17 protein-coding genes are annotated in these 18,450 nt (G+C 35.7%); 3 read left to right on the forward strand and 14 right to left on the reverse strand.

Going from position 1 to position 18,450, the window contains the following annotated elements:
* Positions 1 to 598: 598 nt before the first annotated feature.
* From LUA86_RS12510 to ubiE, 14 genes are all read right to left on the reverse strand, one after another.
* Positions 599 to 2,500 carry a class II glutamine amidotransferase gene (locus tag LUA86_RS12510; protein WP_231463203.1) on the reverse strand — a complete coding sequence of 634 codons (1,902 nt, stop codon included), beginning with the start codon at positions 2,498 to 2,500 and terminating at the stop codon, positions 599 to 601.
* A 195-nt stretch (positions 2,501 to 2,695) separates the two neighbouring features.
* Entirely contained in the window at positions 2,696 to 3,514 is an 819-nt protein-coding gene (gene murI / locus LUA86_RS12515; RefSeq protein ID WP_231463205.1) for a glutamate racemase, read from the reverse strand.
* A 264-nt stretch (positions 3,515 to 3,778) separates the two neighbouring features.
* Complete coding sequence (locus LUA86_RS12520; RefSeq protein ID WP_231463207.1) at positions 3,779 to 4,357, reverse strand: OmpH family outer membrane protein; 579 nt, start codon at positions 4,355 to 4,357, stop codon at positions 3,779 to 3,781.
* A gap of 58 nt (positions 4,358 to 4,415) precedes the next feature.
* Positions 4,416 to 4,946 (reverse strand): OmpH family outer membrane protein, encoded by a 531-nt coding sequence (locus tag LUA86_RS12525; protein ID WP_231463209.1) that lies wholly within the window; start codon positions 4,944 to 4,946, stop codon positions 4,416 to 4,418.
* Between the two features lie 102 nt (positions 4,947 to 5,048).
* On the reverse strand, positions 5,049 to 7,595 hold the full coding sequence (gene bamA, locus LUA86_RS12530; protein ID WP_231463211.1) for an outer membrane protein assembly factor BamA: 2,547 nt from the start codon (positions 7,593 to 7,595) through the stop codon (positions 5,049 to 5,051).
* A gap of 152 nt (positions 7,596 to 7,747) precedes the next feature.
* Positions 7,748 to 8,488: an isoprenyl transferase gene (locus LUA86_RS12535; RefSeq protein ID WP_231463213.1), complete on the reverse strand. Its 741-nt coding sequence runs from the start codon at positions 8,486 to 8,488 to the stop codon at positions 7,748 to 7,750.
* A 19-nt stretch (positions 8,489 to 8,507) separates the two neighbouring features.
* Positions 8,508 to 9,299 (reverse strand): DUF6089 family protein, encoded by a 792-nt coding sequence (locus LUA86_RS12540; protein ID WP_231463215.1) that lies wholly within the window; start codon positions 9,297 to 9,299, stop codon positions 8,508 to 8,510.
* A 2-nt stretch (positions 9,300 to 9,301) separates the two neighbouring features.
* Positions 9,302 to 10,183 (reverse strand): NAD kinase, encoded by an 882-nt coding sequence (locus LUA86_RS12545; protein ID WP_231463217.1) that lies wholly within the window; start codon positions 10,181 to 10,183, stop codon positions 9,302 to 9,304.
* 4 nt (positions 10,184 to 10,187) lie between these two features.
* Positions 10,188 to 10,850, reverse strand: a complete 663-nt coding sequence (locus LUA86_RS12550; protein ID WP_231463220.1) for a CBS domain-containing protein — start codon at positions 10,848 to 10,850, stop codon at positions 10,188 to 10,190.
* Positions 10,850 to 11,614 carry an alpha/beta fold hydrolase gene (locus tag LUA86_RS12555; protein WP_231463222.1) on the reverse strand — a complete coding sequence of 255 codons (765 nt, stop codon included), beginning with the start codon at positions 11,612 to 11,614 and terminating at the stop codon, positions 10,850 to 10,852. Before LUA86_RS12555 ends, LUA86_RS12550 begins: the two co-directional genes overlap by 1 nt.
* Positions 11,615 to 11,848: 234 nt before the next feature.
* On the reverse strand, positions 11,849 to 12,298 hold the full coding sequence (locus LUA86_RS12560) for a GatB/YqeY domain-containing protein (protein ID WP_231463224.1): 450 nt from the start codon (positions 12,296 to 12,298) through the stop codon (positions 11,849 to 11,851).
* 93 nt (positions 12,299 to 12,391) lie between these two features.
* Complete coding sequence (locus LUA86_RS12565) at positions 12,392 to 13,150, reverse strand: SDR family NAD(P)-dependent oxidoreductase (RefSeq protein WP_231463226.1); 759 nt, start codon at positions 13,148 to 13,150, stop codon at positions 12,392 to 12,394.
* Positions 13,151 to 13,232: 82 nt separating this feature from the next.
* Positions 13,233 to 14,012, reverse strand: a complete 780-nt coding sequence (locus LUA86_RS12570; RefSeq protein ID WP_231463228.1) for an outer membrane beta-barrel protein — start codon at positions 14,010 to 14,012, stop codon at positions 13,233 to 13,235.
* Positions 14,009 to 14,740 (reverse strand): bifunctional demethylmenaquinone methyltransferase/2-methoxy-6-polyprenyl-1,4-benzoquinol methylase UbiE, encoded by a 732-nt coding sequence (ubiE, locus tag LUA86_RS12575; RefSeq protein WP_231463230.1) that lies wholly within the window; start codon positions 14,738 to 14,740, stop codon positions 14,009 to 14,011. Before ubiE ends, LUA86_RS12570 begins: the two co-directional genes overlap by 4 nt.
* A 148-nt stretch (positions 14,741 to 14,888) precedes the next feature.
* Here ubiE and yihA point away from each other — a divergent pair, with 148 nt between their 5' ends.
* The 3 genes from yihA to LUA86_RS12590 all read left to right on the forward strand — a co-directional run bounded on the left by yihA (position 14,889) and on the right by LUA86_RS12590 (position 18,366).
* Positions 14,889 to 15,512 (forward strand): ribosome biogenesis GTP-binding protein YihA/YsxC, encoded by a 624-nt coding sequence (gene yihA, locus LUA86_RS12580; RefSeq protein WP_231463232.1) that lies wholly within the window; start codon positions 14,889 to 14,891, stop codon positions 15,510 to 15,512.
* Between the two features lie 140 nt (positions 15,513 to 15,652).
* Positions 15,653 to 16,510 carry a UbiA-like polyprenyltransferase gene (locus LUA86_RS12585; protein WP_231463234.1) on the forward strand — a complete coding sequence of 286 codons (858 nt, stop codon included), beginning with the start codon at positions 15,653 to 15,655 and terminating at the stop codon, positions 16,508 to 16,510.
* 149 nt (positions 16,511 to 16,659) lie between these two features.
* Positions 16,660 to 18,366: a M3 family oligoendopeptidase gene (locus LUA86_RS12590; RefSeq protein WP_231463236.1), complete on the forward strand. Its 1,707-nt coding sequence runs from the start codon at positions 16,660 to 16,662 to the stop codon at positions 18,364 to 18,366.
* Positions 18,367 to 18,450 lie beyond the last annotated feature (84 nt).

Here is an 18,450-nt window from a genome sequence, read left to right on the forward strand (position 1 = left end):
GGTTTTGATACCAAATCTTAGCGATGAGGTGAATTCTAAAAAACATTGTTATTTTCTTTTGAAGCGCAAAATCTGTGCTAATCGGTTCCGATAATCCCGCCATCGCTTCAAGTCCTCATTTCGCTGCGCTACATTCCGGGCTTTACGCTTTGTCGGGGCTATTTAACTTAAGCTTGTTTAAGAAAGCTTAAAATGAGCGCAAAAATCCAATGTTTAATAATTTGTAGAACTAATTTCGCCAACCAGCTAAGCCCAAGCAACAAATCTCCGTTCTACTTAAATCCGGCCTAACAAATTTTTGGGGATGCACTGACCGAGCCAATTCACAAACTTCAAAACAAAAATTTTCAGCCGGTGTTTTTTGTTTCTTTTTGACATCAAAAAGAAAAGAGCCTGTCTGGCTAAGATAAAAAAAACAAAATTTTGAGAAATATAAAAACTTTGATTTAAAGCAACCTTACAACTAGGGGTTTGAATGACGAACGCTTTAAGATTGCTTCGTGCCTCGCAATGACGGAAAATTGCTAAAAAGCGGGGTTGCAAAAGCAAAAAGGGCAAAAACTTTCGTTTTCACCCTTTTAATAATTTCTATTATTGCTTAATAAGCTCTTTGATTGTTTCCTTCTTTCCAATTAATAAATGCTTTATTAACTACTTTATTCCCACCTGGCGTTGGATAGTTACCAGAAAAATACCAGTCGCCCTTGTTTTTCGGACAAGCCTCGTGTAAATTTTCTAAGCTTTGGTAAATTACCTCAACCTCGGCTACGGTTCCTTTAGGTGTAATTATCTGCGCAATTTTAGCAGAAATTTCTTCGGGTGTGAAAGGTTTATAAATCTCTTTAACGTGATTTATAATTTCCTCTTTAGGCAATAAAAGTGAGGCTTTACATTTTGCGTAAACATCTTCAATTACTTGCCACATGCCACGTTCGGTTAATAATTGTATTGCCGCATCAAAGGCAACAAACTGCCCCATCCTGCTCATATCGATACCATAACAATCAGGGTAACGAATTTGAGGTGCCGATGAAACAATAATTATTTTCTTAGGATGCAACCTATCAACGATTTTAATAATACTCTGCTTAAGCGTGGTTCCTCTAACGATAGAATCATCAAGTGCAACTAAGGTATCCTGGTGATTGTTTATAATGCCATAAGTGGTGTCATAAACATGCGCAACCATTTCGCTTCTATCAGCATCTTGTGTAATAAACGTACGAAGTTTTACATCTTTAACGGCAAGCTTTTCTACTCTTGGCGCCAATGATAATAATTCTTCCAGTTGTTCATCAGAAAGTTCTTCCTTTTTATGCAAAAGAATATCTTTTTGATGCCTGCGAACATATTGCTGAACACCATCAACCATGCCAAAGAAAGCAACTTCTGCGGTGTTTGGTATGAAAGAGAACACTGTATTTTTTAAATCGTAATTTACAGCTTGAAGAATTTTATCGCTCAATAAACGACCAAGTTGTTTACGTTCACGATAAATTTCTACATCGCTACCTTTTGAAAAGTAAATCCGCTCGAAAGAACAAGATAAACGTTCCGTAGGTTCACGGAATTGCTCCATGCTTACTTCACCGTTTTTCTTAATAATTAAAGCATGTCCCGGATCGATTTCCTTAACATCTTTAAACTGAATATTAAACGCAGTTTGTAAAGCTGGCCTTTCTGAAGCCGCTACAACAATCTCATCATCATAATAATAATAAGCCGGACGAATTCCTGCCGGATCTCTCATGATGAAAGAATCGCCGTTACCAACCATACCACAGATAGAATAGCCACCATCCCAGGTTTTTGCTGAGCGACGAAGGATATTCGCAACATCTAAATTATCAGAAATTTTATGTGTGATGGCTACATTATCGTGCCCTTCTTTTTTATATTTATCAAAAAGGTCCTGATTTTCATCATCTAAAAAGTGACCAATTTTCTCTAAAACGGTTACCGTATCTGCTTTTTCTTTTGGGTGTTGACCTAACTCGTACAATTGCTCTAGCAATTCATCAACATTCGTCATGTTAAAATTACCTGCAATAACAAGGTTACGTGTCATCCAGTTGTTTTGCCTTAAAAAAGGGTGGCAATTTTCGATGCTGTTTTTACCGTGTGTACCATAACGCAAATGGCCCAATAAAACCTCGCCAATAAAGCTAACGTTGTTTTTGAGCCACTCTGTATCCTGCATTAGTTCTGGTGTATTTTCCTGAATATCAACAAATTTGTTTTGTACATATTCAAAAATATCTGCAACCGCGTTCGAAGCCATACTCCGATATCGGCTGATGTACCTACTGCCTGGTTTCATATCCAATTTAATGGTTGCAATACCAGCGCCATCCTGGCCTCGGTTATGCTGTTTTTCCATTAAAAGGTATAATTTGTTAAGGCCGTAAAGTGCTGTACCGTACTTTTGCTGGTAGTAAGAAAGTGGTTTTAACAGGCGAATAAAAGCGATTCCGCATTCGTGTTTTATCTGATCACTCATTGTAAGGGTTTCAAGGCGCAAAGTTATCCTTTTAAATATTCACAACCTAAACAAAAATGTTTTCTTTTGTCACAATGGAGTTAATTTGGGATAAACCCGACGTTAACTTAATATAAATGGATTGTGTGAAATTAATGGAGAAGCCGTCCTTTTATTCAGCTTAACCGAGTATCTTAAAGCGAAAGGAAGGATTATCTACATTTTGGCAGACTTTAATTCATCTCCAAAAAATATTGAAGCATTTTTATCAAATACCTCACAATCGCCACTAGTATAAAATAGTTTTTGTTTGGTTTTTGCGAGCTTTTCTGCTATCTCAGGATGCCTGTCTAAATAATCTGCCAGGCTTTCTGCAACAATTTCGCCTTGCGTTAAAATATTGATGTAATCCGGAAAGGTAGTTCTCAACTTTGGCATTAATAAAGGATAATGTGTACAAGCCAATAATACACAGTCAATTTGTGGCGATTGAGCCATTAAGGCATCTTTATATTCTTTAATAAAAAAATCTGCTCCGGCTTGCAGGTGTTCATTATTCTCAATCAATGGCACCCACATTGGGCAAGCTTGCTGGTAAACTTTAACATCGGGGAAAAACTTATTAATCTCAAGCAGATAAGATTCTGAATTTATCGTTCCACGCGTACCCATAACACCAACATTTTTGCTTGTTGTAAATGTTCCAATAACTTCTGCTGTTGGGCGGATGACACCCAATACCCTCCTATCGGGATATCTTGAAGGTAAATCTTTTTGTTGAATGGTTCGCAATGCCTTCGCTGATGCGGTATTGCAGGCCAAGATAACAAGCTTACAGCCTTTCGCAAAGAGCCATTCAACACATTCTAATGTGTAACGATATATCGTATCAAAGGAATGGTCGCCGTATGGCGAACGGGCATTATCACCCAAATAAATATAGTCGTAATCCGGAAGCTTTTCTGCAATGGAACGAAAGACTGTTAATCCGCCATATCCTGAATCGAAAATACCTATTGGTGAGGATTGTTGCATGTATTGATTAATGTTGGAATGTTAAAGACATTGTAAAGTTGCAATATTTTTCTATCAAAGCAAATGTATGCTCAACCATTAATGCGAGATAAGAACCTATCTTTTTAGCATAAAGTAAATCTCTTATTGAGATTGCTTCGTACCTCGCAATGACGAAATCACAATTAATCTTGCATTACCGAACAAAAAAAAAACGGAATTAAGTTAAACTTAATTCCGTTTTATAATTTACTTAGCAAGAGCATTAAACTCCCGGCTAATATTTTATTTTTTTGGTGCCGCTGGTTTTGCTGCAGTTGCAGAAATACCTAATTTAGTTTTCACAGCAGCAGTAATATCATCACCACCATCCCAGAAAATTAAATTGTTACCACCTTGTCCGTTTGCGGTATCAAAAACATAAGCTAAACCTTTTTCTTTAGCAACAGCATTTACTGCGCTAGCTACTTTAGTATTAATTGGCTGAATTAATTCAGCTTGTTTGTTACCTAAATCTTGTTGAGCTTTAGTTTGAGCATCGCCAATACGTTTTTGTAAATCTTGTAATTCAGTTGCAGCTGTTTGTAATTCTTTATCAACTGTTTCTTTATTTGCTTCGCTACGAGTTTTTTCTTTAGCTTGTGCTGCAGTTAATTTAGATTGATATTCTTTAATCATCACATCTATTTCAGCTTGCTTAGTTTTGCTTAAGTTTTCTAAAGTAGTTTGTGCTGTTTTAGATTCAGGTAAGTTTGCAAATACCTCTTCAGAATTTACGTGACCAATCTTTTGCTGTGCATTTGCCATATTCGCTGTAAACAATAAACCTGCTGCTACAAAGAATACGTTAATTAACTTTCTCATTTCTATTTTACTTTTTATTTTTTTAATTGTTTTTCCTAATTTTTCGAGGGCGAATATACTAATTTTTTGCAGCCCCTGGTTTGTAACCTAATTTTACAATAACATCATTACTAACATCATAACTGCTGCTGGCGTAAATCATCATGGTAGCTTCGCTGCTTTTATCAAAGATAAAATCTAAAAATTTCGCCTTTGCAATCTGCTTAATAGCATCAGCAACTTTATCCTGTACTGGTTTAATTAACTTAATTCTGCTCTGAAATAAATCTCCGTCTGGTCCAAATTTTTGGCGTTGAAATTCTTTTGCAGCTTTTTCCTTTTCGATAATTTCATTTTCACGGCGTTTGCGCATATCATCAGTTAATAAAACCTGATCAGCCTGATAAGCCTTATACATCTTATCAATTTCGCCGAAGTTTTGGTCAACTTGTTGTTGCCATTGTTTTGATGCCACTTCCAGTTGGCTCAAAGCCGATTTATATTCCGGCATGTGCTTAAGAATATACTCGGTATCTACATAAGCAAACTTTTGGGCAAAAGCGCCAAAAGTTGTGCAAAGTAAAAATGCGATTAAAAAATATTTTTTCATTTGTGTGTGGTGTTTTATTATTCTTTGCAAAAACTAGGCCATGTATAAACTCAACTTATAATGTTTTATTGCATAATTAATTATTTTTTTAATGATTATCAATTAAAATCCACCTAATTGTTGTGCGATACTAAAGTGGAACTGGCCTTTGTTTGATGAAGGTAAACCTGGGATATTATCAAAGCCATAACCATAATCAATACCTAACAAACCGAAAATAGGTAAGAATATACGAGCGCCAACACCAACTGACCTTCTGATGTTAAACGGATTAAAATCGCTAAATCTGTTCCAGGTATTACCACCTTCTGCAAATGCTAAAACAAAGGCTGTTGCTTGCTGGCTTTTAATTACCGGGTAACGTGCTTCTAATACATATTTAGTGTAAATCGGGCTACCAGACGATTGCGCAATACTTGGATTTGAACCTACCGGGATAACTGTATTATTTGCATAACCACGCATCGCGATTAATTCTGAACCTTGTAAAAAGTCGAAACCTTGCATACCATCGCCACCTAATTTGAAACGCTCAAATGCCGATTGACCAGTTGCCGCAGTATATTGACCTAAGAAACCAAATTGTGCCTGTGCTTTAATTACAAACTGACCACCTACACGCTGATACCATTGTGAATCAAACTTCCACTTATGGTATTCAGTAAATCTGTATTTTGTTTTATCAGATGCTGTAGCATAGTTAACGCCATTAAATAAAGAATATGGCGGTGTAGCCTGAACTGTAAAACGGATAAATGAACCAGACATTGGAAAGATTGGCGAATCTCTTGAATCTCGGCTTATCTCTTGCGATAAGTTTAAGTTGTAAGAAGTACCAGTGCTAAATAAAAATCCAGGATAATTTTGAAGAACGTATTGTTGCAAACTTACCGCATGACTTAACTGGAAATAGTTATCTGGCCAGTTTAATCTTCTACCCAAACTTACCGTAACACCATTTAAACGAATTTTAAAGTAGTTAGGATTACTCGAATCTCCGATACCGCTAGATTGCAATGAAGTAAATGCACTTACACCAAAACTAACAGGTTTCTCGCCACCGAACCATGGTTGAGAGAATGAGAAGCTGTACGATTGATAAAACTTACCATTGGTTTGTCCACGTAAACTTAATTTTTGGCCATCGCCCTTTGGTAGAGGTTTGTAAGCTTTTAAGTTAAATAAATTTCTTAATGAAAAGTTATTAAAGGTTAAACCTAAAGTACCAATGATACGGCCACCACCAAAACCACCTGATAACTCAATCTGATCTGAAGGTTTTTCTTCTACTGCATATTCAATATCTACTGTACCATCAGCAGGGTTAGGACGAGGTGTTGGAACTGTTTTTTGTTCATCAAAGTTTCCTAGCTGACCAATTTCACGTACGGTACGAATTAAATCACTTTTACTAAATTTTTGTCCGGGCTTGGTACGAATTTCACGTAAAACAACCTTATCATTAGTAATGGTATTTCCTTTTAAAGTTATACGATTGTTGGTGTACTGCGGACCTTCATAAATACGCATTTCAACATCAACAGTATCATTGTAAATTTTAGTTTGAACCGGGTCTATGTTGAAAGTTAAATAACCGTTATCGGTGTATAAGCTGTTAATATCTCCACCGTTTTCACCGCCACCATTAATTTTTTTATCTAATTTATCTTCGCTAAATACATCACCTTTGGTAATTGAAAGTACTCTGTTTAAAACATCGGTTGTGTAAATTGCATTACCAGCCCAGGTTACATTACCAAAATAGTATTTTTTACCTTCGTAAATATCCATTTTAATATTTACCTTTTTATTGTTGTACTGATAAATGCTATCCTTTAAAAGTTCAGCATCGCGATAGCCTTTTTCGTGCAATTTGGCTATCATTTTCACTTTATTCTCTTCGTATTTTTCTTTACTGAATTTACCCGAACCCCAAAAACGCCACCAGGCAAATTGCTTAGGGTTTTTTAAATATTTTCTAAGCTTAGCTGCTTTAAAATCTTTGTTGCCGGTAAAATCTATATGCTGCACTTTAACCCTGCTACCTTTATCAATATTGGCCACAAGTATTACGCTATTTTCAGTATTTGGGTCTTTACGTGTTGTATAATCTATTTTAGTAAAGAAATAACCCTTATCCAATAAATACTTTTTAGCAATTGCTGAGGTAGTATTGTATAAGTTATCGTTTACAATTTTACCCGTTTTATCATTTAATTTTTCCTGAATTGCAGTTTTTTCAGATTTACGAACACCTTTTAATTCAATAGAGCTTAAACGAGGGCGTTCTACTACTTCAATTTCGAAGAAAACAGAATCCTGAACAAACTTTTCGATATTTAATTTTACATCATCAAACAAACCTTGGGCCCAAAGCGTTTTAATTGCATCAGCCGTTGCCTCACCTGGTAAAACTATTTTATCACCTTTGGTTAATTTAGAAAGTGTAATTAGCACTTCTTTATCCAAATATTCGGTTCCGGTAATTTTTGTACCTCCAATAATAAACTCCTTTGGACTAAAGTAATCTAAATCCAGGTTACCAACTTTTAAAGTAGGGGTTACAGGAGCCTGGGTTTGCGGACGAATTTGGGCAAAGGCCGGAGCGGCTAAACATAACAGGAGTAAAACTTGAAATATTCTTTTCATTAAAATAATTTGTTCAGTAATGGCCACGAAGGTAACAATGTTTTGCTTAGCAAAATTGCTTTACTTTTTATGCCTTTTGCGTGGTTACATTTATCGTATAAAAGTGGGGCTAAGTTAGTTTAAACCCTTGTTAAAAAGTGTTAAAAGAAAAATTAGTTTAATTGTTCGCTAATTTTACCGAAACGACGTTCGCGTTTTTGATAGTCAACTATCGCCTCAAAAAGATTTTCTCTTCTGAAATCGGGCCATAAAACATCAGTGAAATAAAACTCTGTGTAGGCCATTTGCCAAAGCAGGTAATTGCTTATGCGATGTTCGCCGCTGGTTCTTATCATCAATTCCGGATCAGGGATAGATACAGTTGTTAATTGTGATGAGAAAAGATCTTCATTAATATCATTAATATCAAGCTCGCCATCTTTAACCGCTACAGCAATTTTCTTTGCCGCATTAACAATCTCCCATTTGGAGCTGTAACTTAATGCAAGCGTTAAAGTACATTTTTCGTTGTGAGCCGTTTTATCCATCGCCTCTTTCAAATCATTTATACATTCTTGCGGAAGTGATTCGATGTTACCGATGGCATTTAACTTTACGTTATTTTTGTTTAAGGTTTCGGTTTCCTTATTTATCGTAGAGATAAGAATTTGCATTAAAGCATCAACCTCCTCTTTCGGGCGGCTCCAGTTTTCTGTAGAAAAAGCATAAAGTGTTAAGTATTCGATACCAACTTCTACGCAACCTTCTACAATATCTTTTACAGATAATACACCTTGCTCGTGACCGAAAACCCGCATTTTACCCTGGCCTTTTGCCCAACGACCGTTACCATCCATGATTACGGCGATGTGTTTTGGCAGGCGATTATAATCTATTTGTTCTTTAAATCCCATTAATTATGTCAAAATCAGCTTAAAAGGAATAGCATTTTGAGGATACAAAGGTAAAAGATATGCCAACACTAACAAATAGATAAGTGTCCCTTTTTCTAAAATCTCCTCTTTGTGTACCCGGTGCACCTATTTGAGTGATTGATGGATCACTTAAATTGAGCGGTGGATTGCCTACATAAACCTGTTCAGATGGATAAACGCCGCTAACATCATCCAGATAATCGGTAAACGCAGTTCGATAACCAATCTCTGTAAATATGCTCCAGGTATCTTTATAATTGTATTTTATGCCGCCACCATAAGGAATAGTTAATACCGTGTTTCTATATCCGTTTGGCAGATTTTCTGTATTGATATAATCCAACCTATATTTTTCGCCGTTATATTTAACGCTTGGTTTAAAATTTACAAAACCGGCACCGGCAAATAAATAAGGCGTAAATCTCCTGTTTCCGCCATTTATAGCATAATCAAAGAAATTAAAATCGATTATTGCAGCGCCCTCGTTTAAAGTTGTATTAAATTTTAAATTACGTTCTACAAATTGTTGGTTGCTGGAATTAGCATCACTGGCGCCGATACGGCCATAAGTATACATCGCTCTAACACCTAAATATGCATTAAAATTACGTTTTACAAATAGCCCGCCATTGAAACCACTTAGCTGGAGCGGGTTGTTTTGATTCAGATCGCCAATGTAACCAGCGCCTCCTGCCTGCACGCCAACTTCCCAAGTGGCAAAATACTGTGCCTTTGCAAATTGAGTTATAATTGTGAATAGGATGATAAAGGGTAGTCGGTTCAGCGTCATACTTAATAGTTACGGGTATCAATGCCCCATAATAATTTATTCCTTAACGTGTTTAAATAAGTTTCATTGTTAAGTCGGATAAGATTAACGCAAAAATCAGCTTTTTTAATCGATATTTTTACCGAACGCTCAACAGTGACTGTCCTGCTATCACAAGAAACTAAAAATTTCGATTCTCTTGCTTCTACTTCAAATGATAAAGAACTACTATCAGGCAAAACCACAGGTCTTACATTAAGGTTATGCGGAGCAATCGGTGTAACCACAAAATTTCTTGAATCGGGATAAATAATGGGGCCACCGCAGCTTAGTGAATATGCCGTAGAACCAGTTGGCGTTGCTATGATTAATCCATCTGCCCAATATGAATTAATATATTCATTATTCATTTTTGCATGGATAATCATCATTGCCGAATTATCCCTACGGTGGATGGTGATGTCGTTTAAAGCAAAGTTCTCTTCACCAAATAAGCCATTCTCAGATTCTAAACGCAAAAGAGAACGCTCATCCAATGTGTATTCGCCGTTTATTAATGCCGTTAGCGCCGATTCTATTTCTGTTTTATTGATACTTGCTAAAAAACCCAACCTGCCAAAGTTGATACCAATAACCGGAATGCCTGAGTTGCGTATGAGCGAAAGCGTATCTAATAAGGTTCCATCTCCCCCCAAACTTAATAAAACATCTGCATGCTCTTTCAGTTCTTTATGGTTATGAAAAATGACGGTATTAGCTGGTAATTTAATTTTACCGTGAAGCGAGTTTTTGAATTTATGATGAAGAACCGGCTGAATATTATGACTTTTTAAATGGTTAAAAACCTCCTGAACATAAGGCAAAACGGTATCATTAAAGTCCCTGCCATAAATTGCAATTCTCATAAAATTAAACGTTTAAATAGTTCATGAAAGAATCATAACGTTCTTGAGAACCATCATCAACTTGTGTATTATTATAAACTTCTTTTACCTGGTAATCATATCTTTCGAAAGAAGCGACCAATGAAGTAATTTCTGTTTTGTTAACTTTTAAAGTAACTTCTAACCTTGTAGAATTTTCAAAGGAATTTACGTACGATGATAAAATCTGAGCATTATCGGCTTCCACAATTTGGGCAATGTGTGCCAGAGAGTTGTCTCTGTTGCTAATTTCGAGGACAATAATACCGCCAGGTTCAGCAACTGCATAAATCTCGGCAACTGCATCAACTATTTTTGTTATAGAAATTAAACCAATATAGTTTCTTTGAGCGTCTAAAACCGGGATAGATGTAAGTTTTAGTGTACTCAGTAGTTTAATTACATCGTACGTATGTGCATTCGTAGAAACGAAAGCATTTAATAAATCAAAAGATGCATCCTTTATTAAGGTTGAAGCATCTCTCAGTTCAAGCAAATCATCTTCTGCAAGCAAGCCTAAAAACTGATTATCGTTAACCACAGGCAAATGTTTAAGCTTAAACTCATTCATGCGGTTTAAAGCCTTCTGCACTGTATCTTCAGTTTTTAATGGAAGTATAGCATTCGATATGATTTCTTCGGCAAACATTACTTCAATAATATCCTATCTAAAAATTTTTGTAAATATGTATTAAATACTTCAGGATGCTCCATCATTGGGGCATGTCCGCATTTATCAACCCAATTTAATTCTGAGTTTGGTAATAGCTGATGAAATTCTTCTGCCACCTCTGGTGGAGTAACTTTATCATTTTTTCCCCAAATTAAAGATACCGGTATGGTTATTTTCGTTAATTCTTTAGCCATGTTGTGGCGTATCGCCGATTTAGCCATGGTTAATATCCTAATTACTCTCGACCTATCGTTAACAGTTTTGAAAACATCATCAACTAACTCCTTCGTAGCCGTTGCCGGATCGTAAAAAGTGAATTCTACTTTTTCTTTTATGTAATCGTAGCTTTCTCTTCTCGGGAAAGAACCTCCAAAAGCATTTTCGTAAAGGCCAGAACTACCTGTTAACACTAAAGCTTTCACAAACTCTTGATGAGCGGCAGTAAAAACTAAACCAACGTGACCGCCTAAAGAATTACCAATAAGCACTACCTGATTTAAATTTTTAAATTTTAAGAAACGGTGAAGATATCTTGATAAAGCTTTAACACCTAAAGTTAAAATTGGCAATTCATAAATCGGAAGAATAGGCACAACAACGTGGTATCTATCTTTAAAACGATCTAAAACAGGCTCCCAATTGCTTAATTCGCCCATCAAACCATGCAGCAACACCAATGTTTCACCCTTTCCGGCTTCTATGTATTTAAATCCTTCTTCTTCTATTACCTGGTAGTTCATATATTAATTTGATGGTATTGTGTTACTAAGTTAGTAGAGTAAATTCAAATTTTGGCATTTACACCGCATTTTTCTGAAATAAAATTAAAAACGGTATAAAAACAGTTCGCTTTATACCCATATCGTCGTTTTTAATTTAGTTTACTGCTTTCTGATGCTTGTTTGTTAGGTAATACATACAACTTTCTACTGCCTACAGTTAACATCCAGCTTTTTCACTAACGAATCTTAACTTTATGCGTTCAACTTCTCTTTAACCAATTCAGCAATTAATTTACCATCGGCTTTGCCGGCAAGTGCCTTGTTTGCTAAACCCATTACCTTGCCCATATCTTTAACTGATGTAGCACCAGATTGTTTGATAACATCTTCTATGATGGTTGCAACTTCTGCCCTATCCAATTGTTTTGGAAGAAATTGATTGATAACTTCTATCTCCTCTTCCTCTACTTTATATAAATCTTCTCTATTTTGCTGCTTATAAATATCTGCCGATTCACGACGTTGCTTAATCAGTTTCTGAAGTATTTTCAGTTCTGTTTCTTCTGTAATTTCTTCTGACGCACCTTTTTCGGTTTTAGCTAAAAGCAAAGCGGCTTTTATGGCTCTTAAACCTCTTAATTGTGCATCATTTTTAGCCAGCATGGCTTTTTTTATTTCTTGATCTATCGTATTTGATATCATATTATTGTTATCTGTTATAATTTACATGTTGTCGGGATTAAAAATTTAATGCCCAATCACATAACCATTAACCGGCAACCCGAAGCTGCAAATTTATTGTCTGTTTATTATCGTTCCGGTAGCTTGTGCGGTTGGCATTACCAGCATATCGTTAATGTTTACATGCTTTGGTCGGCTTACTGCATACCAAATGGCATCGGCAATGTCATCAGCAATTAAAGGCTCAAAGTTTTCGTAAACCTTTTTAGCTCTGTCTGCATCTCCCTTAAACCTAACTACAGAAAATTCTGTTTCAACTGCACCCGGATTTATTGATGTTACTTTAATTTTATGAGGCAATAAATCGATACGCATTGCCTTTGTTAAGGCATCTACAGCATGCTTACTGGCACAATAAACGTTTCCATTTGGATAAACTTCAAGTCCGGCGATGGAGCCTATATTAACGATATGACCCGATTGATTTGGTATCATCCAGTTAGAAACAACTCTGGTAACATATAATAAACCTTTAACATTGGTATCCATCATGGTATCCCAATCGTCAGTATTACCTTTATCAATGGGTTCTAACCCCTGACTTAAGCCTGCGTTATTTATTAAAACATCAACATTTTTCCAGTCTGCAGGTAATGCTTCAAACAAAGTTGTTATGTTGTTTTTATCGCGAACATCGGCAACAATTTGCTGAACGGTAATTGCATATTTATCTTCAAGATGATGTGCAATTTTCTTCAAACGCTCTTCACGACGAGCCACCAAAATTAGGTTGTAACCATTTTGCGCAAAAATATGTGCAGAAGCTTCGCCAATGCCAGAAGTTGCGCCCGTAATTAAAGCTATTTTAGACATTTTTTAATGAATTTTGAAAAAGCAACGTACTTAGTGTTACTTAAACTATGGCAACAAAGGTAAGTTTTTTTGGTTTGCCTAACTATTCAAAAAACAAGCTGAATGTAAAATGGCGTAACTTGGTTTTATCTAATGGATTTGCAAAAGCAGTGTTATCATGTTGTAGCAAATCGTTTATAGAATATGAAACTTTTATCTCGGGCGACATTTTGAAATATTCGAAATATAAGTCGAAGCCGATGCCAGTTTCATAAGATAAATAGTTCCTTTTATTTTTCAACAGCTTATTTAAAGGAATTTCACCTTCGTCAAAAGTTTTCTTTTTCGAGGCGATATCCATTGAATATTTTGCACCGCCTATCCAATATGCTCTAAAATTATTTAAACGGTTTGATTTAATTTTTAACGTTAAAGGAATTTCGAACATTGTAGCCTGAACCTTTTTTTCGATAACCGTTTGAAATGCCGGCGGTGTAATCGATGAGTTTACATCCTCAGCAACGGCTGGCCCAGGTTCGTATTCATATTTTATAATTCTATCGCTAAAAATTAATGAAGGTGTAGAACGCAAATCAAAGTTTTCGGAGATTCTTTTATTTACCACAAAGCCCAAACCAAATCCTACCTGAGGTGGACTGGAAATAGCTGTCATTGGTGTGGTTAGCTGTTTAGTATTATCTGCAGGATCATAATAAATATCACGCCAGTTTGCCTTTTTTAAAATTTTATATTCTGCAGAGATATATTGAAAGCTAAAGCCAAAATGTAAATCTTCATCATCCACACCTCCACCCCAATTTTGGGCAAAGGCAGTAAAGGTTATCAAAAAGAAGGAGATGATTAAACTTACTTTTTTTATCATTTAGTACCGGTGTAAATAGAACTTATTCCAAACGTTAAAATTGATTGTTTGGTACTTTTGAAACCTACTTTTTCCATTAAACCGGTAAAATCATTACCATCTGGAAATGCCGCTACAGATTCTGGCAAATAGCTATAAGCACGATGATCTTTTGAAAACAGTTTTCCGAAGAAAGGTGTGATGTGTTTAAAATAAAAATTGTACAATTGCTTTACAGGGAAAACGCGTGGCTTTGAAAACTCTAAGACCACCATTTTGCCGCCAGGTTTTAAAACCCTAAACATATCAGATAATCCTTGCTCCAGGTTTTCAAAGTTACGTACACCATAGGCACAGGTAATGGCATCAAAAGTATCATCATTAAAATGCAAACCTTCCGAATCGCCAACCTGAACAGAAAACACCTCAGTTAAACTACGCTCATTAATTTTCTTTTTGGCAACACTTAACATACCTTCAGATATATCTACACCAATAACCTTTTCTGGCTGAAGTTTTTTAATTGCTTCAAAAGCAAAGTCGCCGGTTCCGGTTGCAACATCAAGCATAATTCTTGGATGCAAAGACACGAGTTCTTTAATTGCCTTTTTTCGCCATAAAACATCAATACCTAAGGATAGGAAATGATTTAAAAAATCGTAAGTACCTGAAATATTATTAAACATGGTTGCAACCTGTTCTTTTTTAGTTGCATCTGCTGCCTGATATGGAGTTATATTCTGATTCATGATATGTAGCAAAGATAGGGAAAAAGTCTGGAGTCAGAAGTCAGGAGTTGGAAGTCTAATCTCAAAATTTACATTCTTAAAGCATTAATAAGTTTGAACTACCGACTTGGGTCTTCCGACTTACGACTCAAAAGCCTACCTTTGCTATATGATTATTAAAACCGCAACTTTTGTTTGCAGCAATACCCAAATTTCGGCCTTGCCGGCTCCGCTAATGCCCGAATATGCTTTTATAGGGCGTTCGAATGTGGGTAAATCTTCATTAATTAATATGTTGGTTAACCATCATGGATTGGCAAAAACATCACAACGCCCAGGTAAAACACAGCTGATAAACCATTTCTTAATAAATGAAAACTGGTATATTGTAGATTTACCTGGCTATGGTTATGCTAAAGTTTCTAAAACAAGCCGAGAGAAATGGGAAAAATTTATCCGTGCTTACATTACCAAAAGAGAAAGCTTACAATGTGTTTTTGTATTAATTGACAGCAGATTGGAACCGCAACAAATTGATATTGAATTTTGTTATTGGTTGGGCGAAAAACAAATTCCATTCTCCCTAATTTTTACAAAGGCTGATAAACAAGGCATGACCATCACTCAAAAAAATGTTGCCGCCTTTAAGAAAAAGCTTGGTGATTTTTTTGAGGAAATTCCTGCAACATTTATTACATCAGCCGAAAAAGGAAATGGAAAAGATGATGTATTAAATTTCATCACGGAAGTAAATAAAGATTTTGTTGTACCAACTGATTATAAGCGGTTTTAATTAATTAATTCAATGGTTCATTAGGCATTGGTTCATTGGTTAGCGATTGTGTAATTAAACAATAACCAATTTAGCAATTATCAATTGAGCAATTAACCATTTTAACAACTTAATAATCTAAACAGTTAACCCTGTTCTTAATGAAAAAATACTTTTCACTCGTATTATTTGCACACTCAGTTTTTGCTTTGCCTTTCGCAATGATTGGTTTTTTTTTAGGCGTAACCACAACTGATAATCCATTTTCGTGGTACAAACTTATCTTAGTTTTACTATGTATGGTTTTTGCCCGTAATTCGGCAATGGCATTTAACCGATATCTGGATAGAAACATCGATGCTAAAAACCCACGTACCAAAATGCGTGATATTCCGGCAGGAAAGGTATCTGCCAGAGAGGCTTTGATTTTTGTAATCGCCAACTGTGTGTTATTTGCAGTAACAACTTATTTCATTAATCCCCTTTGCCTTTATTTGTCGCCGGTAGCACTGTTTGTGGTATTGTTTTACAGTTATACCAAAAGATTTACGGCACTTTGCCATTTGGTATTAGGCTTAGGTTTAGCACTCGCACCAATTGGCGCTTACATTGCTGTTACAGGTGAGTTTGCAATTGTACCCGTTTTGTATTCTTTTACCGTTCTTTTTTGGGTTAGTGGTTTTGATATTATTTATGCTTTACAGGATGAAGATTTCGACAGAGCTGAAAAGTTACATTCAATTCCGTCTGCTCTTGGCATAAAAAATGCGCTTAATGTATCAGTTCTACTGCATGTACTTTCTGCTGTTTGTGTAATTTTGCCGGTGTTTTTTACTTCATTTAGTTGGGTTTATTATGTAGGAATCGCATTTTTCTGTTCGATGCTTATTTACCAGCATCTATTGGTAAAACCTAACGACATTAGTAAGGTAAATCGTGCTTTTCAAACATTAAATGGTTATGCCTCGGTTGTATTTGCAATATGCTTTTTAATTGATGCCTACATAAGAACGAAGTAATAAGTAATGAAAGAATGAGTGAATTTTGAATGAATTAATAAATTTACGGCATCGTCATTGCGAGGCACGAAGCAATCTTAAAGCGATAGACAAATTCATTCAATCATTCATTCAAAATTTAATAATTCTCAATTCAATAATTAATACCGATGATTATAAATAAAAAACCTCGAAAATATATACCACAGGAACTAAACATCACTTGGGAAAGTTTAGAACCAATTTTCACCGAATTACAAAATCGTGAGCTAAATAGTGCTTCAGAATTAGAACAGTGGCTTAAAGACAGATCTGAAATTGAAGCAGCTTTAGAAGAAGATTTCGCATGGCGATATATAAAAATGAGTTGCGACACCGCCAACGAAGAACTGGTTAAGAATTTTCAATATTTCGCAACAGAGATTGAACCTAAAATTTCTCCATTATCTAACGAATTGAATAAAAAATTCAGCGATAGCCCTTATATGGATGAGCTGGATAAAGAGAAATACTACGTATATAGCAGAGCGATAAAAAAGGCTTTAGAATTATATCGTGATGAAAATATTGAACTTTTTACCGAATTACAGGTTAAGCAACAAAAATATCAGGGTATTACCGGTGCCATGAGTGTTGAAATTAACGGGCAGGAATACACGCTCGAACAGGCATCTATTTTTGTTAAAGATTTAAACCGTGAAGTACGTGAAAATGCATGGAAAACCATTCAGCAAAGAAGACTTGTAGATAAAGACGATTTAAATATTTTATTTGATGAGCTGATAAAACTTCGTAATCAGGTTGCGCTTAATGCAGGTTTTGAAAACTATCGCGATTACATGTTCCAGGTATTAGGTCGTTTTGATTATACCCCGCAGGATTGTTATGATTTCGCCAATGCAATTGAAAAAGAAATTGTTCCGATTTTAAAAGAACAAGCGGAAAAAAGACGCGAAGCTTTGGCTTTAGAAACTTTAAAACCGTGGGATTTAGAAGTAAGCATTAGTGGCAAACCGGCCTTAAAACCTTTCAATAATGGAAATGAGCTGATTGATAAAAGTATAGCTTGTTTTAATGCTATTGATGAAAAATTAGGCAATAAGCTTGCAACCATGAAAGCAAACAACCTTTTTGATGTAGAAAGCAGAAAAGGTAAAGCTCCGGGCGGCTACAATTATCCTTTGGCAGAAACTGGTGCTCCATTTATTTTTATGAATTCTGCTAATTCGCTTCGCGATTTAACCACAATGGTTCATGAAGGTGGGCACGCAATTCATACTTTCTTAACGGCTGATTTAGAACTAAATGATTTCAAGCATTGCCCTTCCGAGGTTGCAGAGCTAGCTTCTATGAGCATGGAATTAATTTCTATGGATAATTGGGATGTTTATTTTGATAATGCTGAAGATTTAAATCGTGCTAAAAAAGAACAGCTAGCCGATGTTTTAAAAACATTACCATGGGTTGCCGTTATCGATCAGTTTCAGCACTGGGTTTACACAAATCCAGATCATATTGCTGCTGATAGAGAAGAAACTTTTAAGCAAATCTATAACCGCTTTGGGGCAGGTTTTGCAGATTGGACAGATTTAGAAAAAGAATTTGGTAATGTTTGGCAAAAACAACTGCATTTATTCGAAGTTCCATTCTATTATATCGAATACGCGATTGCACAATTAGGCGCCATAGCAGTTTGGAAAAACTATAAAGAAAATCCACAGAAAGCTTTAGAACAATACCTTGCGGCGCTTTCGTTGGGTTATACCAAACCAATGAATGAAATTTACGAAACGGCAGGCATTAAGTTCGATTTTAGTGAAGATTATGTAAAAGAGCTTGCAGCTTTTGTAAAAGAAGAGCTAGAGAAATTAGGATAGTTTTAGGGTTTAGGGTTTAGGGTTTAGGGTTTAGGGTTTAGGGTTTAGGGAAAATTCTAATAAACACAAACTTGTTTTAAATAA

Origin of the sequence: Pedobacter sp. Leaf132 (genome assembly GCF_920984695.1) — a bacterium.
Lineage (GTDB): Bacteria > Bacteroidota > Bacteroidia > Sphingobacteriales > Sphingobacteriaceae > Pedobacter.